This is a genomic window from Paenibacillus germinis (genome assembly GCF_013141785.1).
GTDB lineage: Bacteria > Bacillota > Bacilli > Paenibacillales > NBRC-103111 > Paenibacillus_E > Paenibacillus_E phytorum.
The window spans coordinates 26222-49721 of the sequence record NZ_WHOC01000170.1 but is presented as its reverse complement, the minus strand read 5'-3'; the positions used below and the strand labels follow the sequence as shown (position 1 = coordinate 49721).

19 protein-coding genes are annotated in these 23500 nt (G+C 42.3%); 13 read left to right on the top strand and 6 right to left on the bottom strand.

The genetic code is table 11. The features are described from left to right. Nucleotides 1-92: 92 nt before the first annotated feature. The 5 genes from GC102_RS33290 (at nucleotide 93) to GC102_RS39805 (ending at nucleotide 3768) form a co-directional block, all read left to right on the top strand. Nucleotides 93-308 (top strand): CDGSH iron-sulfur domain-containing protein, encoded by a 216-nt coding sequence (locus GC102_RS33290; RefSeq protein WP_171647833.1) that lies wholly within the window; start codon nucleotides 93-95, stop codon nucleotides 306-308. Nucleotides 309-574: 266 nt separating this feature from the next. Further along, nucleotides 575-1591, top strand: coding sequence for a helix-turn-helix transcriptional regulator (locus tag GC102_RS33285; protein ID WP_171693299.1), 1017 nt, complete (start codon nucleotides 575-577; stop codon nucleotides 1589-1591). Between the two features lie 115 nt (nucleotides 1592-1706). Next, entirely contained in the window at nucleotides 1707-2501 is a 795-nt protein-coding gene (locus tag GC102_RS33280; RefSeq protein WP_171693323.1) for an SDR family NAD(P)-dependent oxidoreductase, read from the top strand. 182 nt (nucleotides 2502-2683) lie between these two features. Then, nucleotides 2684-3118, top strand: a complete 435-nt coding sequence (locus GC102_RS33275) for an SRPBCC family protein (protein ID WP_171693298.1) — start codon at nucleotides 2684-2686, stop codon at nucleotides 3116-3118. A 257-nt stretch (nucleotides 3119-3375) separates the two neighbouring features. Beyond that, complete coding sequence (locus GC102_RS39805) at nucleotides 3376-3768, top strand: hypothetical protein (protein WP_246321260.1); 393 nt, start codon at nucleotides 3376-3378, stop codon at nucleotides 3766-3768. Between the two features lie 74 nt (nucleotides 3769-3842). Here the strand turns inward: GC102_RS39805 and GC102_RS33265 are convergent, their stop codons facing one another. Genes GC102_RS33265 through GC102_RS33255 form a run of 3 tightly spaced genes read right to left on the bottom strand, consistent with a single transcriptional unit; the run spans nucleotide 3843 to nucleotide 7662 of the window. Beyond that, complete coding sequence (locus tag GC102_RS33265) at nucleotides 3843-4928, bottom strand: GerAB/ArcD/ProY family transporter (RefSeq protein ID WP_171693297.1); 1086 nt, start codon at nucleotides 4926-4928, stop codon at nucleotides 3843-3845. Further along, nucleotides 4925-6103, bottom strand: a complete 1179-nt coding sequence (locus GC102_RS33260) for a Ger(x)C family spore germination protein (RefSeq protein WP_171693296.1) — start codon at nucleotides 6101-6103, stop codon at nucleotides 4925-4927. The genes GC102_RS33265 and GC102_RS33260 overlap by 4 nt, the downstream gene beginning before the upstream one ends. Then, nucleotides 6100-7662, bottom strand: coding sequence for a spore germination protein (locus GC102_RS33255; RefSeq protein WP_171693295.1), 1563 nt, complete (start codon nucleotides 7660-7662; stop codon nucleotides 6100-6102). The genes GC102_RS33260 and GC102_RS33255 overlap by 4 nt, the downstream gene beginning before the upstream one ends. 522 nt (nucleotides 7663-8184) lie before the next feature. Between GC102_RS33255 and GC102_RS33250 the strand changes: the two genes are divergently transcribed. The 3 genes from GC102_RS33250 to GC102_RS33240 all read left to right on the top strand — a co-directional run bounded on the left by GC102_RS33250 (nucleotide 8185) and on the right by GC102_RS33240 (nucleotide 17196). After that, nucleotides 8185-11802: a DUF4855 domain-containing protein gene (locus tag GC102_RS33250; protein ID WP_171693294.1), complete on the top strand. Its 3618-nt coding sequence runs from the start codon at nucleotides 8185-8187 to the stop codon at nucleotides 11800-11802. Between the two features lie 103 nt (nucleotides 11803-11905). Continuing rightward, complete coding sequence (locus tag GC102_RS33245; protein WP_246321259.1) at nucleotides 11906-16165, top strand: discoidin domain-containing protein; 4260 nt, start codon at nucleotides 11906-11908, stop codon at nucleotides 16163-16165. A gap of 221 nt (nucleotides 16166-16386) precedes the next feature. Continuing rightward, nucleotides 16387-17196 carry a DUF817 domain-containing protein gene (locus GC102_RS33240; protein WP_171693292.1) on the top strand — a complete coding sequence of 270 codons (810 nt, stop codon included), beginning with the start codon at nucleotides 16387-16389 and terminating at the stop codon, nucleotides 17194-17196. Nucleotides 17197-17227: 31 nt separating this feature from the next. Here GC102_RS33240 and dnaN read toward each other — a convergent pair whose 3' ends face one another. From dnaN to GC102_RS33225, 3 genes are all read right to left on the bottom strand, one after another. After that, nucleotides 17228-18352: a DNA polymerase III subunit beta gene (gene dnaN, locus GC102_RS33235; protein WP_171693291.1), complete on the bottom strand. Its 1125-nt coding sequence runs from the start codon at nucleotides 18350-18352 to the stop codon at nucleotides 17228-17230. Between the two features lie 16 nt (nucleotides 18353-18368). Further along, complete coding sequence (locus tag GC102_RS33230; RefSeq protein ID WP_171693290.1) at nucleotides 18369-18608, bottom strand: hypothetical protein; 240 nt, start codon at nucleotides 18606-18608, stop codon at nucleotides 18369-18371. Between the two features lie 330 nt (nucleotides 18609-18938). After that, the gene (locus tag GC102_RS33225; protein WP_171693289.1) at nucleotides 18939-19103 is read right to left on the bottom strand and encodes a hypothetical protein; all 165 of its coding nucleotides are present in this window, start codon (nucleotides 19101-19103) and stop codon (nucleotides 18939-18941) included. Nucleotides 19104-19469: 366 nt separating this feature from the next. Here GC102_RS33225 and GC102_RS33220 point away from each other — a divergent pair, with 366 nt between their 5' ends. The 5 genes from GC102_RS33220 to GC102_RS33200 all read left to right on the top strand — a co-directional run bounded on the left by GC102_RS33220 (nucleotide 19470) and on the right by GC102_RS33200 (nucleotide 23490). Beyond that, the gene (locus tag GC102_RS33220) at nucleotides 19470-19919 is read left to right on the top strand and encodes an NUDIX domain-containing protein (RefSeq protein WP_171693288.1); all 450 of its coding nucleotides are present in this window, start codon (nucleotides 19470-19472) and stop codon (nucleotides 19917-19919) included. A 232-nt stretch (nucleotides 19920-20151) separates the two neighbouring features. Beyond that, nucleotides 20152-20628 (top strand): hypothetical protein, encoded by a 477-nt coding sequence (locus tag GC102_RS33215; RefSeq protein ID WP_171693287.1) that lies wholly within the window; start codon nucleotides 20152-20154, stop codon nucleotides 20626-20628. Between the two features lie 72 nt (nucleotides 20629-20700). Beyond that, nucleotides 20701-21369, top strand: a complete 669-nt coding sequence (locus tag GC102_RS33210; RefSeq protein ID WP_171693286.1) for a 3'-5' exonuclease — start codon at nucleotides 20701-20703, stop codon at nucleotides 21367-21369. A gap of 105 nt (nucleotides 21370-21474) precedes the next feature. Next, nucleotides 21475-22026, top strand: a complete 552-nt coding sequence (locus GC102_RS33205; RefSeq protein WP_171693285.1) for a GNAT family N-acetyltransferase — start codon at nucleotides 21475-21477, stop codon at nucleotides 22024-22026. Nucleotides 22027-22254: 228 nt separating this feature from the next. Continuing rightward, nucleotides 22255-23490, top strand: coding sequence for a hypothetical protein (locus GC102_RS33200; protein WP_171693284.1), 1236 nt, complete (start codon nucleotides 22255-22257; stop codon nucleotides 23488-23490). The last annotated feature ends 10 nt before the right edge of the window (nucleotides 23491-23500 follow it).

The following is a 23500-nucleotide window of genomic DNA, read 5'->3' as shown; positions in this document are numbered from 1 at the left end:
TCGATCTGCCATAAGTGAACAATTGGCTCGTCTTTTTCTGGTGATTGCTGGATATACTTGTATATTAACTATCGTACATAGGAGGCAAACTAATGGCAGACGAAAACAAAGTGACAATTAAAGTGAACGACAACGGATCGCTTCGGGTGACGGGGCCGGTCGAGCTGGTGGATGCAGAAGGCAATCCGTTCGAGCACAAAGAATCGTTCTCGTTGTGCCGGTGCGGAGAATCCGGCAACAAGCCGTTCTGCGACGGAACGCACAAGTCGATCGGCTTCAAAAGTACACCGAGAGCGAAGAAGGAGTAAATCTTGGCAAGCGGCAACCTGGTCTCGCATGAAGACTAAAAACGGATCTAGACCATCCCCAGTTGATTACTAGCTGTAATGGGGAACGATATTTAAACATGAAGGGCTGCCGCGTGGCAGCCCTTCACTGCTTTTATGAAGCTGCTCAACTTGTTACGTTAATGTAGACACCTTAACGGACTTAAGAGTATTCTTATGTATAATTAAGATTCGACGTAATTGGCAAGTAAAATGTCATTTTCTAGTAGTTAAGGAGGCCCATATGTATGAAGTCTCATACCTCTGACCGTATTAAAATCCCGCCAGGATTTTGGGCAGGATTACGTCAATTAGGGATTGCCGCTCACGACGTAGCTCGCAAAGCACGACTGCCGCTCACCATTATTACTGAACCAGTAGTCACCACAGCCCAATATTTCGCTATCTGGCAGGCTTATTCCGATCTTATTGGAGACACTGCCAAAGGAATCATCAAGCTTGCGACCATCTTTGAAACAGCGAAGTACCCACCAACAGTCTTAGCGACTTACCACGCTCGTGACTACCGCGACGCTCTAAACCGAATGGCTCGGTACAAACAACTGTGCCCCCCCGAAAGCTTACGGATCACCGAGGAGGGCGAGCACTGCACAATCGAACTGGAATGGCTGGATAACGAGCAACTCGTTCCGTCGATGCTGGTTGGTATCACGCTGGCATTTCTTTTGGAGCTTGGGCGCCGGGGAACAGGTCAACCTTTGACGGCGCGCTTCGTCGAATTTTCGCACGCAATGGGCGATGTACAAGCCCTTGAAGCTTACTTCGGCTGCCGGATCCGGATTGGTGCAAAATGTAACCGGTTGACGCTACATCGAAGAGATCTGGACCGCCACTTTGTCTCGTACAACGAAGAGTTGCTGGAGATTCTGACTCCCGTACTGGACCGATCGCTCAATGAACAGCTGCGCAGCCGCTCAATACCCGAGATGGTCAAGTGGATCATGAAACGTAGCCTCACAGGAGGGCGCCCCGACATTCAGTCTGTCGCGAAGGAGTTGGGGATGAGCGATCGTACCTTGCAGCGCCGGCTTACTGACGATAACACGAGTTTCAAGCATTTGTTGACACAAGCTAGACATGAGCAGGCACGAGAGTACTTGGCAGACCCCTCGCTTGATATTAAAGAAGTGGCTTTCTTGATTGGATATGAAGACCAGAACTCGTTCTACCGCGCCTTCCGCCTTTGGGAAGGTGATACTCCTACAAATTGGCGTACTGAACATTTAGGTGCAAGTATTTACTGAATTTTATCATTTGGCGTGTTAAACAAGAACTTTGGCGCAATATGCTAGTTACTGAACAATCCAGACCAGGTAATATAATCCCTATCCGGAGCACAATGAAAAGGAGAAATGTATGATGGATATGGGATTAAACAATAAAACAGCTTTAGTTACAGGATCAACGAAAGGAATAGGTAAAGCAATTGCCATTGAACTTGCCAAAGAGGGTGTTAATGTACTAATTAATGGACGAAATTATGAAGAGGTAGAACGAACTGTAAATGAAATGAAGTCAGATTTCCCCGCTACCTCTCCTCAAAATGCTACAGCCGATATTGTGGATATTGGGCAAAGAGAAGCTTTATTTGAAAAATACCCCAATATTGATATTTTGGTTAACAATATGGGTATTTATGAAATAATGCAATATGAGGACGTTGACGATGAAGTATGGGAAAAATACTTCCGTACTAATGTTCTTGCTGCAAATGGATTATCTAAATTTTATTTACCTAAAATGTTGAAAAATGATTATGGCCGCATTATCTTTATTGCGAGTGAAGAAGCAATTATGCCTTCAGGACAAATGCCTCAGTATTGTATGACTAAATCAATGCTATTATCATTGTCAAAAAGCTTGTCTAAATTAACAAGAGGAACAGAAGTTACAGTCAATACGATCATGCCAGGACCAACTCTCTCTGAAAATGTGCATCAAATAATTGAGGGTTTGTACCCTAATGAAGATATGACTTTTTCAGAAAAAGAGAAAGAATTTATGACTACAAACCTACCTCAATCAGAAATACAGCGATTCATCAAGCCTATTGAAATAGGTAGACTAACTACATTTGTATGTAGTCCTTATGCATCTGCATTCAAAGGTTCTCCAATCCGTATGGATGGGGGAATGGTACCGACCATTTTTTAACATTTTTTCTATTTCACATATTGTATATTAACGCCAATAAACGCCACAAGATTGGCGGTTTACAACATACTAGTTTAATTTTCGAAGAAACCTTTAGAGTCACGGCACTTCAGACATATCGACAGCAGTGAATGATTATGGTAATATTTGAGAATAATAGATTCAACACAGGAGGTTATATAATGGGAACAAGTAATCAGGCAATGGTAACAGTAGAAACAATCGTTCATTCTCCCGTCGAAAGTGTGTGGAAATATTGGACGGAACCGAAGCATATTACGCAATGGAGTAAGGCTTCCGATGACTGGCATACTCCATTCGCCGAGAATGATCTGAGGGCCGGCGGTAAATTCGTCTCGAGAATGGAAGCCAAGGACGGCAGCATGGGATTTGATTTCGGCGGCGTATACGACGAGGTGAGCTTGAACGAGAGTATCTCCTATACGCTTGGCGACGGTAGAAAAGTGAAGATCACTTTTATTGGCCAAGACAACGACACGCAAATTATCGAATCCTTCGAAGCGGAAGAAACAAACGCCATCGAGATGCAGCAAGCCGGATGGCAGGCGATTTTAGATAATTTCAAAAAATATGCAGAAACAGCTAAAGAAGAATAAAAAACTTTCGCAGCTATAAAAGCGCATGCCGATATTGGCATGCGCTTTGCTATGTACGCCCAGCATGGGCGTCATCTCTAAGTTGAAAGTCATTCCGAAGTGTTGAAATCCTGCGAAGGATTGAATTTAGGTGAGATAAACCTTTAATACTGGGGGAAGAGCAGTTTAAAGCAACAAGAATTAAGTGTTATTCATTGGTAAAAATGATTATAACTTTACTGAGCATAGATCAGGAATTTAAGTTGGAGCTATAGTTAATGAAAACACATTTGTTTCGTGGGAAAGTTGCAGGTAGTCCTTTTTACAGACTGAAGGAAGGTGCTTTCAATAGAACAGATCAGACGGATCTGGATGACAAGGAATTCATAAGAGCAAATTTGATGGGACCTAGATCAATTATCATGGTCGAGGAGCTGACGGAAAATTTATCTTTGAAGAAAGGAATGCGAGTGCTATTTAGGTTGTGGCACTGGACTTACCTCTATCTATTTAGCGCAAAAATTTGGCGTAACCGTTTTTGCTACCGATCTATGGATCAGTGCTACAACGATTATGCGCGTGAGAATTTAGAGTTACTGAGAGCGGATGATGGGAAATATATGAACTTCGTTTCAATTATTGCTTCTAAGAAAAAGAGTAAGGAAATCTAGATTATGATACTCTTAATCTACTAGACGCTTCAACAATATTTATCGAACTAACGAGAGAATTCGGAGCGAAAATGCTATTGTAATATGTTTTTTTTACGAATGCTGCCAACAATCCACAATAATAGAGGTATGCCGATGATATTTATTGGAAATATCACATGAAGCCAAAACTTCGCGTAACTCATGGAGTCGTTAGTGTTTCGTGGCAGCAGTGAAATTACAAAGACAATAGGCGCTATCCACCAAATTGTATGTTTCCATTTTTTTATGTGAAAGAATTGTGCGGTACCAAAACTGGTTATGAATAAATAAAGGGATAGTTTAATAAAAATACCGATGATCCAAAGTGAGACAACCAAAACATCGACGTTCTGGATAAATTCCATTACAGAAATATAGGTCACAGCAGAATAAAGAGGATAAATCAGTTTAGCCGGTAAATTCGGACCAAAGACCATAATTACTATCATTGTCATCGCCAAAACGGCGACTGAAGCGGCTGCAACCCCGAATAAGGAAGAGATCAGAGCTCGCTGGGGTTTAGACATAAAGGCTATTAACATGACCACCATAAAGGATTCTCCTAGGAAGGAGGCAGGACCTAAGCTTCCTTTAACAATGGGTAAAAATCCAGTGTTGGAATAAACCGGCAGTAATCTATGCCAGTCCCAATCATTTACACTAAAAAAAATGATGAGAATACTGCCAATCGTGCTAATAGGGCCGATGATTTCGCTGCAACGACCGATACTTCTAAGACCTCCATTATAGGTGACATATACGATAGCACCTAACATTAAGAGAATAACAATCCATAGTGGCGTCGAACTAAATAAGGCAAGGTAGACAAAATCCGCAAATTCCCTTAAAACGATTCCGGTTATGGAAAGCCACATCAAAAAGTAAGGAATTAGTATGATTTTTCCTAGCCACTTTCCGAGAATCGACTGACTGTATTGAATAAAGGTTTGCTCCGGGTAAAGGAGGCTTAATTTAACTGCAACAAATGTAGTAAATAAGCTTATCAGGGTTGCGAGGATCATTGAAATCCAAGCGTCTTGTTTGGCAAGAAAAACGGTGGACGAGAGGGTAAAAATTGCCGTCATCCCAAATTCCATCGTGAAAATCAGCCAAAATAGCTGATATCCGGAGATTTTCATTTTTTAATCTCACTTTCCTTAAATTGGAGCGGTGGCCCGACTAAGCCAATATATTTTAAATTCATATTCACATTGACCGTGACTTCTATGTCTGGAAAAATTGTATCCCACTGTCCCTTTAATTTGTTCCATTCACTTGGATGCTGACGATTCAAAGTTTGATTGAAACCTAATACATCAGTGCCATATTGTTTTTGAACTTTAGTAATCATTTCAAGAACATGCTTGCTAGTTTCCTTGTTGATTTTGTTCTGTACAAGTTTCAAATTTTTCTGCTTGCTGAGGTCCAAATTCGTATTGTTCTCTCCAACATGTCCCAGTCCACTTAACTCTATCTCCATCTTCACCTTATTTTCCGGTGTTATGCTGCTCTTTAGTTTGCTTCCAAACTTTGTAACAATGACGCCAACACTCCCACCTGCTTCGGGAATATTTTCCGCTAAGTCAAAGTAAGATATTCGTTTGAGAATCCACTGCCGATAAGCGCCTTCAACAAAATTTAAATAACCGACTAATTTATAATCGTTGTTAAAAATAGCGCGACCATAAAAACGGATCGTTTTTTGCGGAGAGTCACCCTGTACGATGTCTACTACAGGCAAAGTTGGGCAGCTTCCTTCGGCACTTGCGGCCATCATAAAGTCGAGATAGGATGTGCCCGTAGTACCTCCAATCGCTTTATGTATTTTGACTGATGCGACGGAAGGGATTTTCTCCAGAGGGTAGGGTACTTGCAAAGCTTCCAAGCCTGTATTTCCCTTGACCACCCAAATGTCCAGTCGAATTCGATTGCCCGGATCTCGAGAAAACGCATCCAGCATATCTTTGATTCCATTTTTAGCTAAATGCTCTCCAATGTAATAATTGCGTCGATGACCGCGGGTTATGATTCGAGAAAGCTTTTGTCGCGCTTTTTGAATGGATTCAAGAGTGCTTTTACCGGTACCCGTCTCAATAAAGTAAGGTTTTTCACCACCGGCTCCTCCTGTTGAGCTTTGTCCAACTCTGGAGGGAATAATAAATTGAGCGGCAGTTAAATACGTCCCATCCTTGTTAAGATCAGCCGATGCGGCAAGATCAAATGCTCGGTCCGAAAGTTCTTCACGATCCCAACAACCTGTGGTTAATGCGATACAGAGTATCAAAAAAATGCAAGCTGCTGGGCGAACTTTCATTTTGCTTCATCTCCTTCATTCCGACTTGGTTTTTGACCTTTGCGAATTCGCAATTTATTTCGTGCAGAACCCGATAATGGTAATGTATACATACTCCACCTTGGCGCTCGGATTAAAACATCCTTTAATTCAGTCCATGTCAATGGTGCAATTGGACTTAAATAGGGGACGCCAAACGACTCCAGATTCGAAAGATGAATGAGAAGGATTATAGAAGCCATTGTAATTCCGTATAACCCGAACAACCCTGAAAAAATGAGCATCGGAAAACGGAGCAATCGAAATGCCGTTCCCATACTGAATCTTGGGGTGACGAGTGAAGCAATTCCTGTAAGGGAAACAACGATGACCATTGGAGCCGATACGATCCCTGCCTGAACGGCTGCTTGTCCAATAACTAGTGCCCCGACAATGCTGATTGCTGAACCAGTCGGCCGCGGCATTCGTATTCCAGCTTCGCGTAAGCCCTCAAATAAAAATTCCATCAATAATGCTTCAATGACAGCCGGAAAGGGAACACCTTCACGAGCAGATGTAATACTGAGCAAAAAATTAGTGGGTAACAATTGCGGATGAAATGTCGTGATTGCAACATAAATAGAAGGTAAAAATAGTGAGATTATAATCAAAAGCATTCGCAACCAGCGAATAAAGGTAGCGTATATAAATCGCTCATAATAATCATCGGCCGACTGAAATGCATTCCATAAGGTACAGGGGACGATCAGTACAAAAGGTGTGCCATCGATGAAAATCGCTACTTTTCTTTCTGCAAGGCATGAGGCAACAATATCCGGGCGTTCAGTGTTCTGCACTTGTGGGAATAATGTGAACGGGTGATCTTCTATGAACTCCTCAATAAAATTCCCGCCAAGCACAGTGTCGATTTCAATTTGACTGATTCGTTTACGAACTTCTTCAATGATCGAATCTTTTGCGATGCCTTCAATGTAAGCAATGACAATAGTGGTATTCGAAAGATTGCCTATGGTCATGGACTCCATCTTAAGTTTAGTGCTATGAATTTTTCTGCGAAGAAGGCTTGTATTCACAGAAATGGTTTCTGTAAAGCCCTCTCTAGGACCCCGAAGGGTAGTCTCACCTGAGGGCTCTTCAATGGCTCGCTTTTCGAAGCCCACCAATTCAGCGATAACAGCATTGTTTACTCCATCTGTCAGGATAACTACACTAGCGGATAAAATACCTTGAACAATATCCTCCATTATCTCCGTTGTTTTTGTTTTTGCGATAGAAACCAGCTGTTGTTCTAACATTAAATCTACGGGGCTTAACTCCCCAAATCCGGGACGGGGAGTTTCTAACATCCAAGGTTTTAGCAAAGTGTTATCTAATGCTTTGGTATCCACCAAACCATCCAAATAAATCAATAAAATATCGATTTGTCCGAAAATTTGAATACGCCGAAAGACAATATCATAACAATTTTTAAAAATATTTCTGAAAATGAGTTCATTCTTCTCTAAAGATTTGCTAATTGGTTCACTGAGTGCTTTTTCAGGAGATGTACTGTTAGAACTTGAATTTTGCTCAGTAGACATGGCATTCCAACTCCTTTAGAACGTATACGACACAAATGAACTGGTGATTATTAGCAATATTTTTATCATTTCTCAAACAACTTTGGACTATGCATATTTTGGAAACTGCGACCGACTATTACTCCGGATCATCCTAAACAGTGTCCCACGAGCATTCACGATCTGGAAGCTCAGGACTTACCATACAAACTTTGCGGCCCTTGAATGAAGAAGTAGAAGCCTTAGGTAGCGATCGAAAGCAATATGAGAGAAGCCGTGTACCCCACGGCTTTTTTCTGACGTGTGGCGATGGCAAGAACTGCTCATTCAAGAGGACAATGTAAACAAATGTATACGACAAGTAATAACTAGTCTCTTTGCATCACGAGACATTTTTCTTAATGTAATAGGTACAGACACTGCTATTCGCTTATACTGTGATTTTGTTACGGAAAGGAGGAAGGTTCACCGTAATAAGTTTGAAACGAACAACAAGTTAATGAGGTTTAATGGATATTTACTCGTGGAGGGAGCAAGGATTATATGAGGATTAAAAAGAAATGGGCAGCAATGACCGTCATAGCCGTTATGTTATTGTCTGTGTTACCGGTAGCACAAGCGGAACAAGATCAGCCCGCACCTGCAATTCGAAATCTTGCACTAGGGCTGGATTATAAGTGGTCGGAAGAGCCGGAAGCAAGCCATCCTGATGGCAGCAAGAAGCTGACGGACGGAGTCCATGGCACATTGAATATGTCAGATCCGGCATGGGTAGGACATGTGAAGAAAATGACCCGCGAAGTTGTTTTCGACCTGGGCGAGTCTAAATCGATTTCGAAAATCAATGCACGGTTTTTGCAGGATTGGCCAACGAATTCGGCTCTTGTTCCTTTAACGGTTTCGATGTACGTCTCTGACGATAATGTGAATTGGGGATTGCTTTCACACAATGCAACGCAGCTTTTGTGGGGAGACGGGCCGCCAAGAGACGAGACGTATACGTGGGATGGCAGCAGTGACGCCATTAAGAGCAAACCGGGCGCACAGATGGCTTATGCACGTTATGTGAAAGTGACCTTCTCCATGCACACAAGAGCGTGGACGTTGATTGATGAGATCGAGATAATGGGTGCAGATGGAAAGCTTGCCGGAGCGGAAGTTGTTCCTGCCGAACCTGTCGGTTATTTGCAGGCGGGAGAAGCTACAGCGGGAATCCGCAATCTCGGTTTGCTCTATAACGGTCATTATCCAGGAGGGAAAGGCGACTGGAGCAAAGAAAAAATTATTCCTAACATTAGCTATGTAAACAAGTCTGGCGAGCCAGTGGATTGGCTGTTTGACGGTGTTCTTTATTTGGGATTGAGTACCCCGGAAGGCCATGGATTTAATGGAAGCGCTAACATGAGCGACTGGAGCTGGTATCTGAACAAGACTTTTGCAAACAACGGCGATATGGATCAGTTGAATGCCGCAACGGTCGAGGTAGGCACGAAACTAAATCAGCCAGACCATAAAACCAAAGTCGTCCTGATGATTCCGGATCCGGGCGAGTATATGAACAACTTTGGTGATGTTGATGGCGATGGCGTAGTTGAAAACTTTAGCGTTTCGGATGTAGGAAGAGATAAAGCGCTTGAGAACAGAGCAAAGGTTGTACAGTGGTATGTAGATCAGGCGCAGTTAAAATGGGCAGCAAAAAATTATTCAAACCTTGAGCTCGCCGGCATGTACTGGTTAGAGGAGCAGATCAGCACATCCTCTACTGGTCCTGATACTGTTAAGCTGGCTAGTGAGATTGTTCATGCCAAAAATTTGAAGTTCTTCTGGATTCCGCACTCCCTGGCTTACAAAGCCTATATGTGGAAGGATGTTGGGTTTGATGCTGTAGCGTTCCAGCCTAACTATTTCTTCGAGGAGTTGGGGTACGACAAGCTTAAAGACGCTTCCAATATTGCCAAACGATACGGAATGACGAATGAGCTTGAATTCGATGATCGTATGGTGAACGATGGCGTATTCCGCGAACGCTTTGTCGATTATTTGAACAGCGGCGTTGAAACGGGTCTGATGCAACCAAACATTTTTAAAGCCTATTACCAAGGAAACAATGCCGTGTATGATACTGCGGTAAGCGGGACGCCTTCAACGCGTATCATGTACGACTGGCTGAATCAGTTCGTCAAAGGCACTTATCAAGTCCATAACGAGGCTCCGCCCGAGGCTGATGTTAAAATGAACGGACAAGCGCTGCAAAGCGGTGTCGTTGTGCCGGATACGGAGAAAGTCCAATTCACATGGTCGATCAAAAATGATGATGGAAGCGGTCTCGCGCAAGTAACCGCCAAATTCGACGGCAAGCCGTACACGGCTGGCACAGAAATTAGTCTTGCAGGCAAAGCAGGCAAACATGAACTAGCCGTCACGGTAGCGGCAACAAAAACAAAGACTACGGCTTATGTGATCCAAGCAGGCATGAATGCTTCCAGCATGCTCAAGCTGGTCGGAGATTTCAAGGCAAATAATCAAATCTCGAGTGCTGACGGCGTCCGCGCGATGAGCAATCATTTGGAACTGATGAAGCGCTTTGAAGGCACGGATGCAGGCGAGGTATCAAAATACCTCAAAGGCTTCAATGCGACGCTCGATCAGCTCAAGAATGAGCAAGGTATTTCTGCAGAAGCTTACAATACATTGAAAGAAGGCGTCTACTTTCTGGTTGGAAGCTTGGCGCAGGATAAGCCTGCCGAAGCCTCCTCGATTGAAGCATCGAGTTTAGCGCCCGGAAAAGCTGTCGACGGCTTCCCTGCCACACGCTGGTCGAGCATTTCGGTTGACAATACATGGTTCCAGGTCGATCTTGGCGAAGTGACCGAGATGGATACGGTACGCATCGACTGGGAGTATGCCCGTGCCAAAACTTACAAGCTGCTTGTCTCTGACGATAACGTGAATTGGAAGAGCGTCATCGCGGAAAATAACGGGATCATCAACGCGCAGGACGGCAAAAATACGATTTTGTTCGAACCGGTTAAGGCCAGATATATCAAGTTCCAAGGCATCCAAAGAGAGACATTTTACGGATATTCCTTCTATGAATTTGGCGTGTACAATCTTGCGAAGAAAGTAACGATCCAAACTATTGACGGGCTTAAAGCGGCAGTAGTTGCGCCGACTAAAAATGTAACCATTCAAGGATTGGCCATGAATGGCAAGCTTGCGGATGTGAATGTGAAAGTGCTTGATCCGCAAGGCAATGTTCAATACGAAGGCAAAACAGCCGTTACCGAAGCAGGCGACTTTCAGTTTGCATTTACGCTTACCGGAAATGTTGAAGGTACCTATGAGGCGCAGCTGGCAACCAACGCTATGAGTGAACCGGTAAAAGTTACATTCGAGTACAAGAAAGCACCTGGCAGCGATCAAACACCTCCTGTCACAACGGCTATTGTCTCTCCGGAACAGCCGAACGGACAGAATGGCTGGTATAAGCAGCCGGTAACGGTAAGTCTAACGGCTCAGGATGCGGCATCAAGTGTAACGCAAACAGTATACAGCCTGGATGGCAGAACGGCATGGCGGGCATATACGGCTCCCATCCTCTTTGACAGGGACGGTGAGTACAGTGTTAGCTACAGATCGACAGATCGTGAAGGAAATGCGGAAACACCCAAAACGATTAGCTTTAACATAGACGTTACCTCTCCAAGCATTACGGTCGCCGCACCTGTTGAAAGAACGTACGCTACCTCCGAGGATGTAACGCCTCAGTTTACTGCAACCGACAGTATATCGGGTATTGACGCATCGAAGACGGTTGCTGTATTGGATGGAAAGCCGGTACAGCCTGGAACTGCGATTGCCTTGTACACTCTGGAGCTCGGAACCCACGAGCTTATAGTTACGGCCACCGATTTGGCAGGCAACACGACAAGCAAAACGTTCCGTTTCCAAACCGCCGCAAGCCTGGATAGCTTAAAAGCGCTGGTCAATCGATTCAAAAACAGTGGTTGGATCGACAATAAAGGGATAGAAACAAGCTTGCTTAAAAAGCTCGATACAGGAAACGTAAAAAGTTTCATTCATGAAGTGGAGGCTCAAGCCGGCAAGCATATATCGAATGAGGCGGCAAAAGTACTGCTTCGCGATGCCCGAACCCTGTAAAAAGCATATAGCATGATTGAAAAGCGGGCCTACTTCAAATTAAGGGGTCCGCCTTTCAACTAGTAGTATTCAGAAGTTCAAGATGTTTTTCAAGGAGGAGAAAATGATAAGGAAATCTTGTTCTATGTTGTTGTCGCTGGTGCTTCTACTTACACTGCTTCTTCCTGCAAGCTTCACTCAAAATGCTGTTGCTGCAGGGCAAACAGACACCGTTTCCCCAAATCATCCAGTTACCCAGTCCGTAAATGAATCCGTTTACAGTGCCGATGTAGGCGTTAATTTATCGGTATATAAAGCGGTATATGCTTCAGGGAATGAAGTGGACTGGCTTGGTCCGGCCAATGCCGTTGATGGCAATGGCAATACAAGATGGTCATCCGCCTTAAATGATGATCAATGGTTCTATGTGGACCTTGGACAAGAATTCGTCATTAACCGGGTGAGTATTAAATGGCAAACCCCCGCGAGCAAGTATAAAATTATGGTTTCGAGCGATGCGCAGCAGTGGACCAATGTCCTGGGAAATGACAGTGAGATTGTGTGCAAAGGAGGGACGGAAATCACCGACTTTGATGATGCCAAAGCCAGGTACGTTAAATTTCAAGGCGTACAAAGGGCTCCGGTAGATGGAAACTTTTACGGATATTCCTTCTTCGAATTAGAGGTGTATAACGCCGGAGATTTGCCTAAAATCGTGAAAGGCATTACCAAAATACCGCCGATCGCAAAGGGACAAACGGAGATCGTTATGCCGAATGTACCTCAAGGCTATAAGGTTTCCGTATATGGCAGCGACAAACTGCCTGTCATCGATAAAGCGGGCAAAATCCACACGCCGCTCGTTGATGCTAAAGTGAATCTCCTTTTCCAGGTTGAAAAGGTGAATAATCCCGATGAGAAGGGCATTACCGGTAACGTGCTTGTTGTTGTTCCTGGTCAATATACGCAAACGACTGACTTGAACAAGGAGCCGAAGGTCATACCGTCACTGAGAGAATGGTATGGCAGAAGCGGGTATTATAACCTGACAAGTACTTCAAGAATCGTTGTAAATCCGGCATATAAAGAAGCCTTGCAAAAGTCAGCAGAGCAAACAAAGGATGATTTGAAGGATATTGGCAACATCGATCTGGAAATCTTTTATGGGGCTCCGCAATCTGGCGACATTTATTTGTCCATAGACGATACATTAACTTGGCTTGGAAAAGAAGGCTATCTTTTCGATGTAAATGATTATGTATCGATTACATCGGCCGAGGTGACGGGCGCATTTTTTGGGACGAGATCCGCCCTTCAAATCTTGAAACAGGACGAAGATCATATCCGCATCCCAAAAGGGACAGCAAGAGATTATCCCAAGTATGAAACTCGCGGACTCATGATTGACGTCGCCAGAAAGTTTTATACGATCGATTTCTTGAGAGACTATGTCAAACTGTTGTCCTGGTACAAGATGAACCAATTTCAAATTCACTTGAACGACGATGTAGGGACACCGTTTGAAGACGGTACAAATACGGCATTTCGTTTGGAGAGTACGGCATATCCTGGACTTACGAGCAAAAGTGGTTCCTACACGAAGGATGATTTTAGAAATCTAGTGCGGCTTGGCATGGATTACGGTATTAATGTCATACCGGAGATCGATACGCCGGGGCATTCACGGGCGTTTACTTCTTTCGATCCGTCATTGGGGAGCGGACCTCATCTGGACATTACAAAACCGAAAACCGTGGATTTTGTAAAAAGTCTGTTCGATGAATATATGGACGGCGATAACCCGATCTTTATCGGACCCGATGTCCATATCGGTACAGACGAATATTGGGGCAGCGATAAAGATGTTTTTCGCGGGTACATGGATACGCTTATTAACCATATCAACAGCAAAGGCAAACATCCGCATTTGTGGGGCGGCATGACTGAATATGGCGGCGTAACCCCAGTAAGCAACCAAGCAACGATGGATATCTGGCACGTACCCTACGGAGACGCTCGGCAAGCGATCAATCTTGGATACGATATCCTCAACACGGAGAACAGCTATATGTATCTTGTGCCAAGATTGTATAAAGAATATATGGATCCTAAATTTATGTATCATATGTGGGAACCGAATGTATTTTCAAATACGACTTTGCCTTACGGCCATCCAAAACTAAAAGGCGCTATGATTGCGCTATGGAATGACATCTCGGATGCAAGCGGGTTATCCATGGATGATTCCCACGACAGGATGTTCCCTGCTGTGCAGGTGTTATCCGAAAAGATGTGGACCGGTACCAGAGAAGACAAAGACTACCAAACCTATGCAAACGCAGCATCTCTGATCGGAGAAGCGCCGAATGCCAACATATCACATAGGCTTCAAGTAGAAAATCAAGACGGCAATGTGTTGAGGTACCTTTTCGAAAACGGTTTCACCGATTCTTCAGGAAACGGTTTCGATGGAATCGGCAAGCATATATCGATCACAAGTGGTAAATATGGAAAGGGTGTGCGATTCGGCGGTGGAGAAAACTACATTGAAACACCACTGCAATCCTTAGGGTTCGGATGGACCGTTTCCATGTGGGTCAAACCGGATGCCGACAATCCTGATGACGCGGTTCTCATGGAATCGCCTATCGGTCAAGTGAAGCTGAATCAAGGTAATACGGGAAAATTAGGATTTTCAAAAGAACACTACAACAGTATCTTTCAATATCAAGTTCCGGCAGGGAAGTGGACGCACTTGCTGCTGTCAGGAGACAATAAAGGCGTATCCCTTTATGTAAATGGAAACGAATATGTTGAAAAATTATGGGTAACGAATGGATCGTCACCACATATTGATACGATGGTTTTACCGATTGCAAAGATTGGAAGCGCAACGCATTCTTTTAAAGGTATCATCGATAATTTGATAATTCTTAATAAAGCTACCAGTTTTGACGGTATCAATTTGGCTTTAAACAGGCATGCGGATTCATTGGCAGCAGAAGCCCCTCATTTATCTGCGGATCAGGCTGTCGATGGTAATGTGGGTACAAGATGGTCGAGTACTTTTACTGACGATACCTGGTTCACTGTAGATCTGGGAAAACAACAAGATGTCAACAATGTCGTCATCAAATGGGAGAATGCTTTTGCCAAGAAGTACAAAATATTCGTTTCCGGCGATGGCGAACAATCGATGAATGTTAAATCCAGCGACGGTACGATCGACGGTCATGGTGGAGTCGAGACGATTACGTTTGACACCAGAAAGGCCAGATATGTGAAGTTCCAAGGAATTGAAAGAGGTACACAGTACGGATATTCCATTTTTGAATTTGAGGTATATGGTCCTGGGCTTTTGGGCAGCTACTTGGGATTGATCAAACAAGCGGAAAGCTTGCTTGAATTGGGAAAAGGAGACAGCAGCCTGAGAAGCCAGTTGCAAGACTTGTTAAACAATTTCCCTTATGCTTATGACAGTTCTATAAGTACGCTTCAGCTGTTGATTACTCAGTTGCAAGAATCGATAGACAGGGAAACCGATGCGACGCCTCCGGTAACGACGGCATATACATCGCCTGACCATCCTAACGGGATGGACGGTTGGCATATACATCCTTTAACCGTAACCTTGTCCGCCAAAGACGAACTTTCCGGTATTGCAAGGACGGAATTCAGCTTGAATGAAGGGGGGAGCTGGCAGCCTTACACTGCTCCGTTAAACCTTAGTGCCGACGGAACTTACGAGGTACAGTATCGATCTACTGATAAAGTCGGCAACGTGGAAGTTGCGAAGTCCATCACGGTAAAAGTCGATCAAACAGCACCGACGATAGCCGTATCCGTTAATGGCGCCCCTCTGTCTGAAGGGACCGGTTTTCAGGATAGCGAGTCGATCACGTTGGAGTTGCACGCTTCCGACACAATGTCGGGCGTTGCCAATCAAACGATCACCGTAGACGGTAATCCGTATACTGATGACGGCACGTCAATGCATTTGGCAGGCCAGTTAGGAACCCATATGATTCAAATCGCAGTGACGGATCAGGCTGGTAACGTATCGCAGTTAGTGACTCATATTGTTGTTAAAACAAGTATCACTTCAATGGAGCGGCTACTGGACTATTATTTTGCTTCCGGTGATTTAAGCGGATCTCTCAAGGATAAGCTTTCCGAGAGTTTGAAGAATGCCCGGAAGCATGAAAATAAAGACAAGTTTAAAAATGCCGCCGAAGTGATGAACGATTTTGTGAAGAAAATAAACAAATCGTCCAAGAAGGATATTATTTCCGAAGGTGCTAAAACAGCCTTGGTGGCCGATGCAAACTCCTTAATCCAAAGATGGTTAGGTAACGAAAGCGATCAGGATCAAGATAGCCAATAAGAACACCCATCGAAAGTACATTTAGAAGTGATAAGAGCCTCTTTCCGATAATTCGAGAAAGCGGCTCTTCTACTCCTTTCATCGAAATTAGATTTTTTTCTAGACAATGTCGAGTAACCAAAAATAAGAAATATTAAACGAAAAAAATTCTCTTTTTAAATAGGAATTTTGCCGTTATTCTTGAGCTAAGACAAATGGGCATGGACAGGAGATAAGTATAATTGAAACCAATCATTCAACTACTGCATTTTGGCTATCATCAGTCGATGAGCTGCATATTTCCTGTTGCGATCTTTGGAACTTTAGCTCTCTCTAACGTAATAGCGGTACCTTTCATTCATCGTTATGATGCCATTCTACTTATACTGCTTGGAGTGCAATATTTCATGTACCGCAGCGGATTAGAGACACGTGATGAAATCAAAGTAATCTGTATATTTCACTTTATTGGATTGTTGCTGGAGTTATATAAGGTATGGATGGGATCATGGTCATATCCTGAGCCTGGGTATACGAAGTTGCTCGGTGTACCGCTCTATAGCGGATTTATGTATGCAAGTGTAGCAAGCTTTATGTGTCAGGTGTGGCGGAGATTGCGGATGGACATGACCGGCTGGCCTGGGCTTAGGTACTCGGTGCTGTTAGGTGGAGCCATCTATTTCAACTTTTTCACACATCACTTCATTCCCGATTTTCGTTGGTGGTTGACGGCACTTGTGTTTATTATCTTCTGGAAAACACGGATCATCTATCGGGTACGGACTATAACTTATCGAATGCCCTTAACTCTCGCTTTTTTCATTGTAGGTTTTTTCATTTGGTTAGCAGAAAATATAGCCACATTTTTTGATGCTTGGAAATACCCTGATCAGCACCAAACCTGGCAACTGGTTAGTTTCAGCAAGATCAGTTCATGGTTCCTTCTGGTAATCATTAGCGTCATCATCGTTGCCCAACTTAAAAATGTTAAAGCTAGTCGAACAAGGAACGATTCATGTTCCTGCAAAGATTGCGTTAATGAGGAACTTTAGGATAATAACGCTTTGAGAATTTTATATTTTATTAATGGGATCTAATTGGTGTCATTATGTATAAAGAGGTTTGGTTATCTATGGGTTGAACAATTATAGGATTCCATTTTCCGGAAAATCTTATTTTTACTTTGCTGCAATCGACAGACCGCATTATGTCAATCATATATTTAATATTGAAGCATACAGAGATTTGATCTCCATATAGCTCATCAAATTCAACCTCTTCCAGTACATCTCCGATTCCTGTTGCTCTTGAAGATAACTCAATAATGTTATTTGAGGAGATGTGTAGTTTAACAATATTGTGTTCCTCTGCCAAAAGGGAGGCGCGTTCTATTGATCTCAAAAAAATAATCGAATCAAAGGTTATTTCTGTAGTAAATGCATCTGGTGTAAGTTTGTCTAGGGAAGGGAAAGTGCCCTCAATCAATGAGGATTGCATAATCAAGTTATTTGTTTTGAATGTTATTTTATTATCTCCAATCGAAATATCTGTTGCTGCTTGTTCGTCATGTAGCATTTTCGAATAATTGGATAAATGTTTTCCAGGAATAATAACATTGGAAAAATTCTTTATCAATTTGTTTCCTACATTAATAACTCTTGAAGCGAGTCGTATGCCATCTGTTGCTACAAGTCTAAGATTTTCGTTATCAAATTGACATGAAACTCCAGTTAAAACGGGTCTGGAATCAGATGAAGAAATTGCAAAACAAACCTGTTTTATTATTTTTCTGAATTGGTCATTCGGAAGACTAATCATTTGAGAGTATTCGAAGTTTGAAATCTGCGGATATACTTCGGGATCCATTCCGCTCAAATGATAAGCTGCTTTGCCTGATCGAATAACAACATTTAAACCTTTTTTGGTTTCAAGTGTTACTAATCCGATAGGTAAATTACGTATGATTTCAGTGAATAAACGTGCTGGTATTACCATGCTTCCACTTTCATGGACTGACATGTGATCTTTTTCGTATGGAATTTCATATTGTAGCATCATGTCAATAGTACCTGCAGTAAGTGTCATTCCACATGGTCCGACCTTCAATTTAATCCCAGAAAGGATAGGAATAATGCTTCTTGCCGGGACAGCATTAGTAACATATTGCAATGCATTAGATAATAACTTTTGAGATACCTCAACAAACAAAGGCTTCACCTATCTCTCACATTTTAGTAATACAAGATTCAATAATATTACGTAAAACTTCCGACCTAGAGCAATCTAGGATACTGCATCGGTTTTCTATCTCATCCCATGTCTCTTTAGATAAGGTTAAAGAAACTTTTCTTGTTTCACCAAAGCCTTTTCTGCCAGCACCCTCACGAGGTCCGCCTCTTGTAAACATCATAGATAACTGACCCTCTTGGTTTGGTACACCAAGTTTTATTTTTTTATCGTTCATAGAAAACACCTCTACATTGATTTGAGTTACTTGATTCAAATTATTCTAATTTAACTTTATCATAATGATATAAAATTGGCAATGGATGGATTTATGGGAGCTTTACCAAAACTGTCGAGGAACCGTATCCTTTACATAATAGACCTGATAATCACATAACGACGAACTATTTAGAGGCGCTTGCTTCGTGGCAGCTCCTCTTTTTGCTCATTCAAGCAACGAGCAGTAATTTTCAACAAAAGCTGTAACAAATCGAATAAATCAAACGTTGATATACTATAGGGGAAAGTGTAAGTAATGAAGATACTCATTTCGTTCTTAATTACTTTATTAATGCTTATAGGATGTAACCTGCAATTTGCCTGGAGGAATTTTGTCCTCGTCTTCCTTCAGCCGTTTAGCCGTTGTTGGCTCCGACCAGATCATATTCAGCAACGGCGCAACCGCTACAAAATCGTCCGGTTGTCGCATCCTTCGAATAACAAAATTTGGCACCTTTTCCTACCTCCACCTTAATCAAGTAAGCTCCCGTAGACATTATCCCATGCCCAGAAGGCCACTTCATGGTAAAGTATGGATATAAAAAAGATTCTACACCGTGGTTGCTGAGAATCGGTAACCTCATAATACGATTGGGCAGAAGAGCGATGAGATCATTCGTAATTACTTCGATAATTCTGTACACGATATTGAACCGCTAGCATTCGGTCTGACTAATCTAACGAAAATTTTAACAATTAATGGTCAAAAGTGAAGGAGCTTGCCAGCTCCTATTTTTGTTCAATCAAGTAACCGGCAGGATTGAATAGTGGGGGGGTGGAATATTATGGATTGAGTTTAATAAATCTTGGAGGTTCTGTTATGTTAAAACCATTATTTGGTGCATTTCCTACTGATAAAAGAATTGCAGGTATACATAGCATACCTATAACAAAAGATGGTTCGATTGTTATGGGTTGGGATAAAAATGAAAAAAGCTTAACTACGATTGGTGGAAGAATAGAAAATAACGAGGATATAGATACTGCACTTGATCGTGAGACCGTTGAAGAAGCTGGTCTTATTTTGGAATCAAATAGAATACCAATTGCATCGTGGTATTGGGATAGTACCGATACTTATACTGTTTTTGTTATAGCTAGAGTTAAAGAATATGTAGATATGCCAGAAGGTTTTGAAACAACTGGTCGAGTAATCATGAATATCGAAACTGCACGTCAGATTATATACAAAATGGAGGGTGAAGGTTTACGTACTGAACTTCTAGATATCGTTGATTCAGTTTATGATAAATTTTTTTCACTTAACTAATGAAAAACAATAGCTTAATAAACACCAGGAAACGGTAGCCGACCTAGTTGATCGGTAGCCGTTTTTTCAACCAACGTGCAGGATAATGTGGTAAAATTAGGTAGGGTGGCGGGTGCAATAGTGTGGGGAAAGTCCATTCCACTAAATTTAGACCTTACTATGCTCCCTCCTTGGGGTACGATGCATGTATTACGATACTGTGCTTTTAGGCGAGGAAAGGAGTTTATCGTCTATGTACATCCCATTCAGACAACTACTTTTGAGAAAAATCATAAGTGCTGGAATAACGACCTTCTTATTTTCCATTATCTATGCTTGGTTGGAGCCCGACCCATTCGGTGCCCGCAGTATACATTCCATCAGCGCCCATTCACACGAAGCATTTCGCATAATCAACGTTTATATGTTGTATGCCGCACCTGCTATTTATATTTACGGAACAGCTACCTCTATGGCCAGTGAACTGATCACACGCTCTGTAGCCCACCGCCAATGGCTGAGACTGACTATCTCAACATTGTTGCATTGCGGCTTCGGGCTTATTTTACTGCGCATCAGCCTCTTAGCGGCCCTCATCTTCTTAATCTCCGACATCATCATTGCTTTGAACTATAAGCAACCACTCACTTTGAAAATTACCCTCGCAAGCCTAATTCTCCCCATTTGCTTGTGGCTCGCGAGCGTTGCTTATATTAATATGACAGGATAAGTACTATGCCAATATCAACTAATTGGTAAGAATCCGCATTATATTAGGTTATTTAATAAGGATGTGAACCACGTGAATATTCATTATTTATCGGAAACTGAGTATCTGGTTAAAGATGTCTTAGTTGATCATATCCATGAGCGTCCGTTTTGCATATTTGATTTAGAGGGAACTGGAATTTTTGTTGAGAAGGAGTACATCACTCAATTTGGCGCTATTATTTATCAGAACGGAAAAATATTACGAAAGTTCAGTTCCTTAGTAAAATCGCCCAAGTTAGTTCCAGAAAGAGTTGAGCAATTAACGGGGATTTCCAATGAAAGTTTAACCAATGCCCCAGCATTTGCTGAAGCATACCAGCAGTTTATAGATTTTTGCGGAACGGCTGTATTGGTCACACAAGCAGGCTATGAATATGATCTTCCAATGCTTCATAAACATTGCCGAATGAGTAATATATCATTGTTTGAGAATCGCGTTATCGATACTAAGGCATTATTTGCCAAATTGCATCCTGAACTTTTTGACGTTTTTAGTACGGATTATCTTGTTAGGCATTACCAAATCAAAACAAATGATATTAAACGTCATGATGCATTAGGGGATTGTGTTTTGATAAGCAGAATACTTGATCAAATCTTAATGGAATACAAAGAAAGAAATATTTATGAATTCAATATCAAAGAAGGTTTAACGGTTAAACGATTCGCTATTCCTGCGATGTATCTTAAGGAGGAATAACTACTAGTTAAATATAATTAATATTTCCATTGTCCATTTTTTCCCAATACATTAAACTGACATTGTAGCTTCATTACTCAAGCCATAGAGAGGTTTTGGTTTCATATGAATTTAGAAGTGTTTCCAGCATTAAAGACTGAACGATTTATTTTGCGTCAGATGTCAATTGAAGATGCACCTGCGGTATTTGAAATTTTTTCCGATGCAGACGTTACAAAAGATATGGGCGAAGACCCATTTAAAAGTATTGAACAAGCAGAGGATTTAATTAATTTTATGAACAATCTATTTATTAAAAATAAAGCTATCCGATGGGGGATTTTTAAAAAAGAAGATAGTACCTTAATAGGTACTTGTGGATACAATGGTTGGGAAATTCATCGAGGTTCACGTGGAGAAATAGCTTATGATTTGGGAAAAAAATATTGGCGAAAAGGGTACATGACTGAAATATTAAAATGCTTAATTTCCTTCGGCTTTGAAACAATGGGACTGTACCGAATAGAAGCATTTACGAATGTAGATGCTATCCCTTCTATAAATTTATTAAGAAAAATTGGTTTTAATGAAGACGGCGTACTTAGAGGATATTCTTACTCTCACGGGGGTTACGTCGATAACCGCTGTTTCTCACTTTTAAAAAGTGAGTGGAATTAATAGAGGGCAAGCTTTTGTTGAAGTCTATGGGTTATAGCTTTCCTGTGAAACTGTGTTGGACATTCAATAGCAACAAACAGGATGACAGAAATGATCGGAAGCAGGCTAAAATAACAGGCAACTATAGTAGAGGAGCTGCTTTGAAGCGGCTCTTTTTTTTTTTTTGATTGGAACCATTTGGAAAAACGAAACGTCAATTTTGTAGATCTATTATGAGGAGGCTTGCTTTTGAAAAAAATAGCGTTGATCCTAGTTCTGTGCATGATTTATATGTCCACTGGCGTCCTAGCAGCGTCAGATATGCAAAGCGGCAAAACAAACCTGCCTCAGGGAATGCCTAAGAAGATTAGTCTTTTGGACACTACACCGCTGTATGCGGAACCTACCTACGATTTTCAAGAGCCGCTGGCTGAGCTCAGTCCTCAGGATGTTGAGGTGGTCTCTACACAGCTTGGGGATCAGAATTACGCTTCACCCCTTTCTTATACGTGGGTTCAGATTCATACGACATGGCTAGGAGATTTGTGGATTAAAGTGGAGAATCGTAAACTTGGTGTCATCCGGCCACTGGACTTAGATATTCAGTTAGGTGAAGAAACACCGCTGTACAATCTGCCTTATGCCGAATCTTTGAACGGAGCCAGCCTATTGCCACAGAACGTGCACGCTAAAGCTGAATTCGTCTCGCCTTCCGGTTTCTACGCTATTCAAATAGAAACCTCTTGGTTAGGCGATCAATGGTTGCTACAACCTAATGTAAGCAATGGCATAGCAGAAACACTCTCATTACCTACTGCAACGAGCCCTGATTATGACGATACGATGCTGATTAAAAACATTCAAGTTGTCAAGTTTGGTGAACGAACTTTTGTCAAAGGAGATTTGGTTCTTCAGAAAGAGGCTTGGGAACGTGGAAGAGCTAAGCCTCGGGGTGATGTTGCAGTCTCCGGCAAGCTTACGTTTATGGATATGCCAGGAAAAACCGTGTCAAGAGTGCCCTATGCTGTTTGGTCCAAAGCAGGGGAAAGTCTGGAATCCTCCCTTTTTCTGCCTGTCAATGTGGACCTGTCTTCAGTTGTTGTAGCAACCTTGCAGGATACGTTTCCTTTGTACTTCGGATTACCTCTACCGCCATTGTTAAATCTCACGGATCCAGATGGAAAAGTATTAGTAGGTATTCTTCGCCATTATTACACTGGTGATTACTCTATTGCGCGAGCCTGGATTAGTGGGAAATTGCCTGGGAAGCATACGTACCAATTGACACTGAACTTTTATTCAGAGGGCAATCAATTGTTAGGGACCGCGCATGTTACCCAACTTCTACACGGTCCTGAATCTCCGGATCAAGCGGGAGATGAAGGCGGCGGAACACCATACAGCATAGATATCGTAGGCCAAGGTGATTGGACGAATTACATAAAGGTTACAATTAAAGTAGATCAAGTATCGGATCATTCATAATCAACATTCA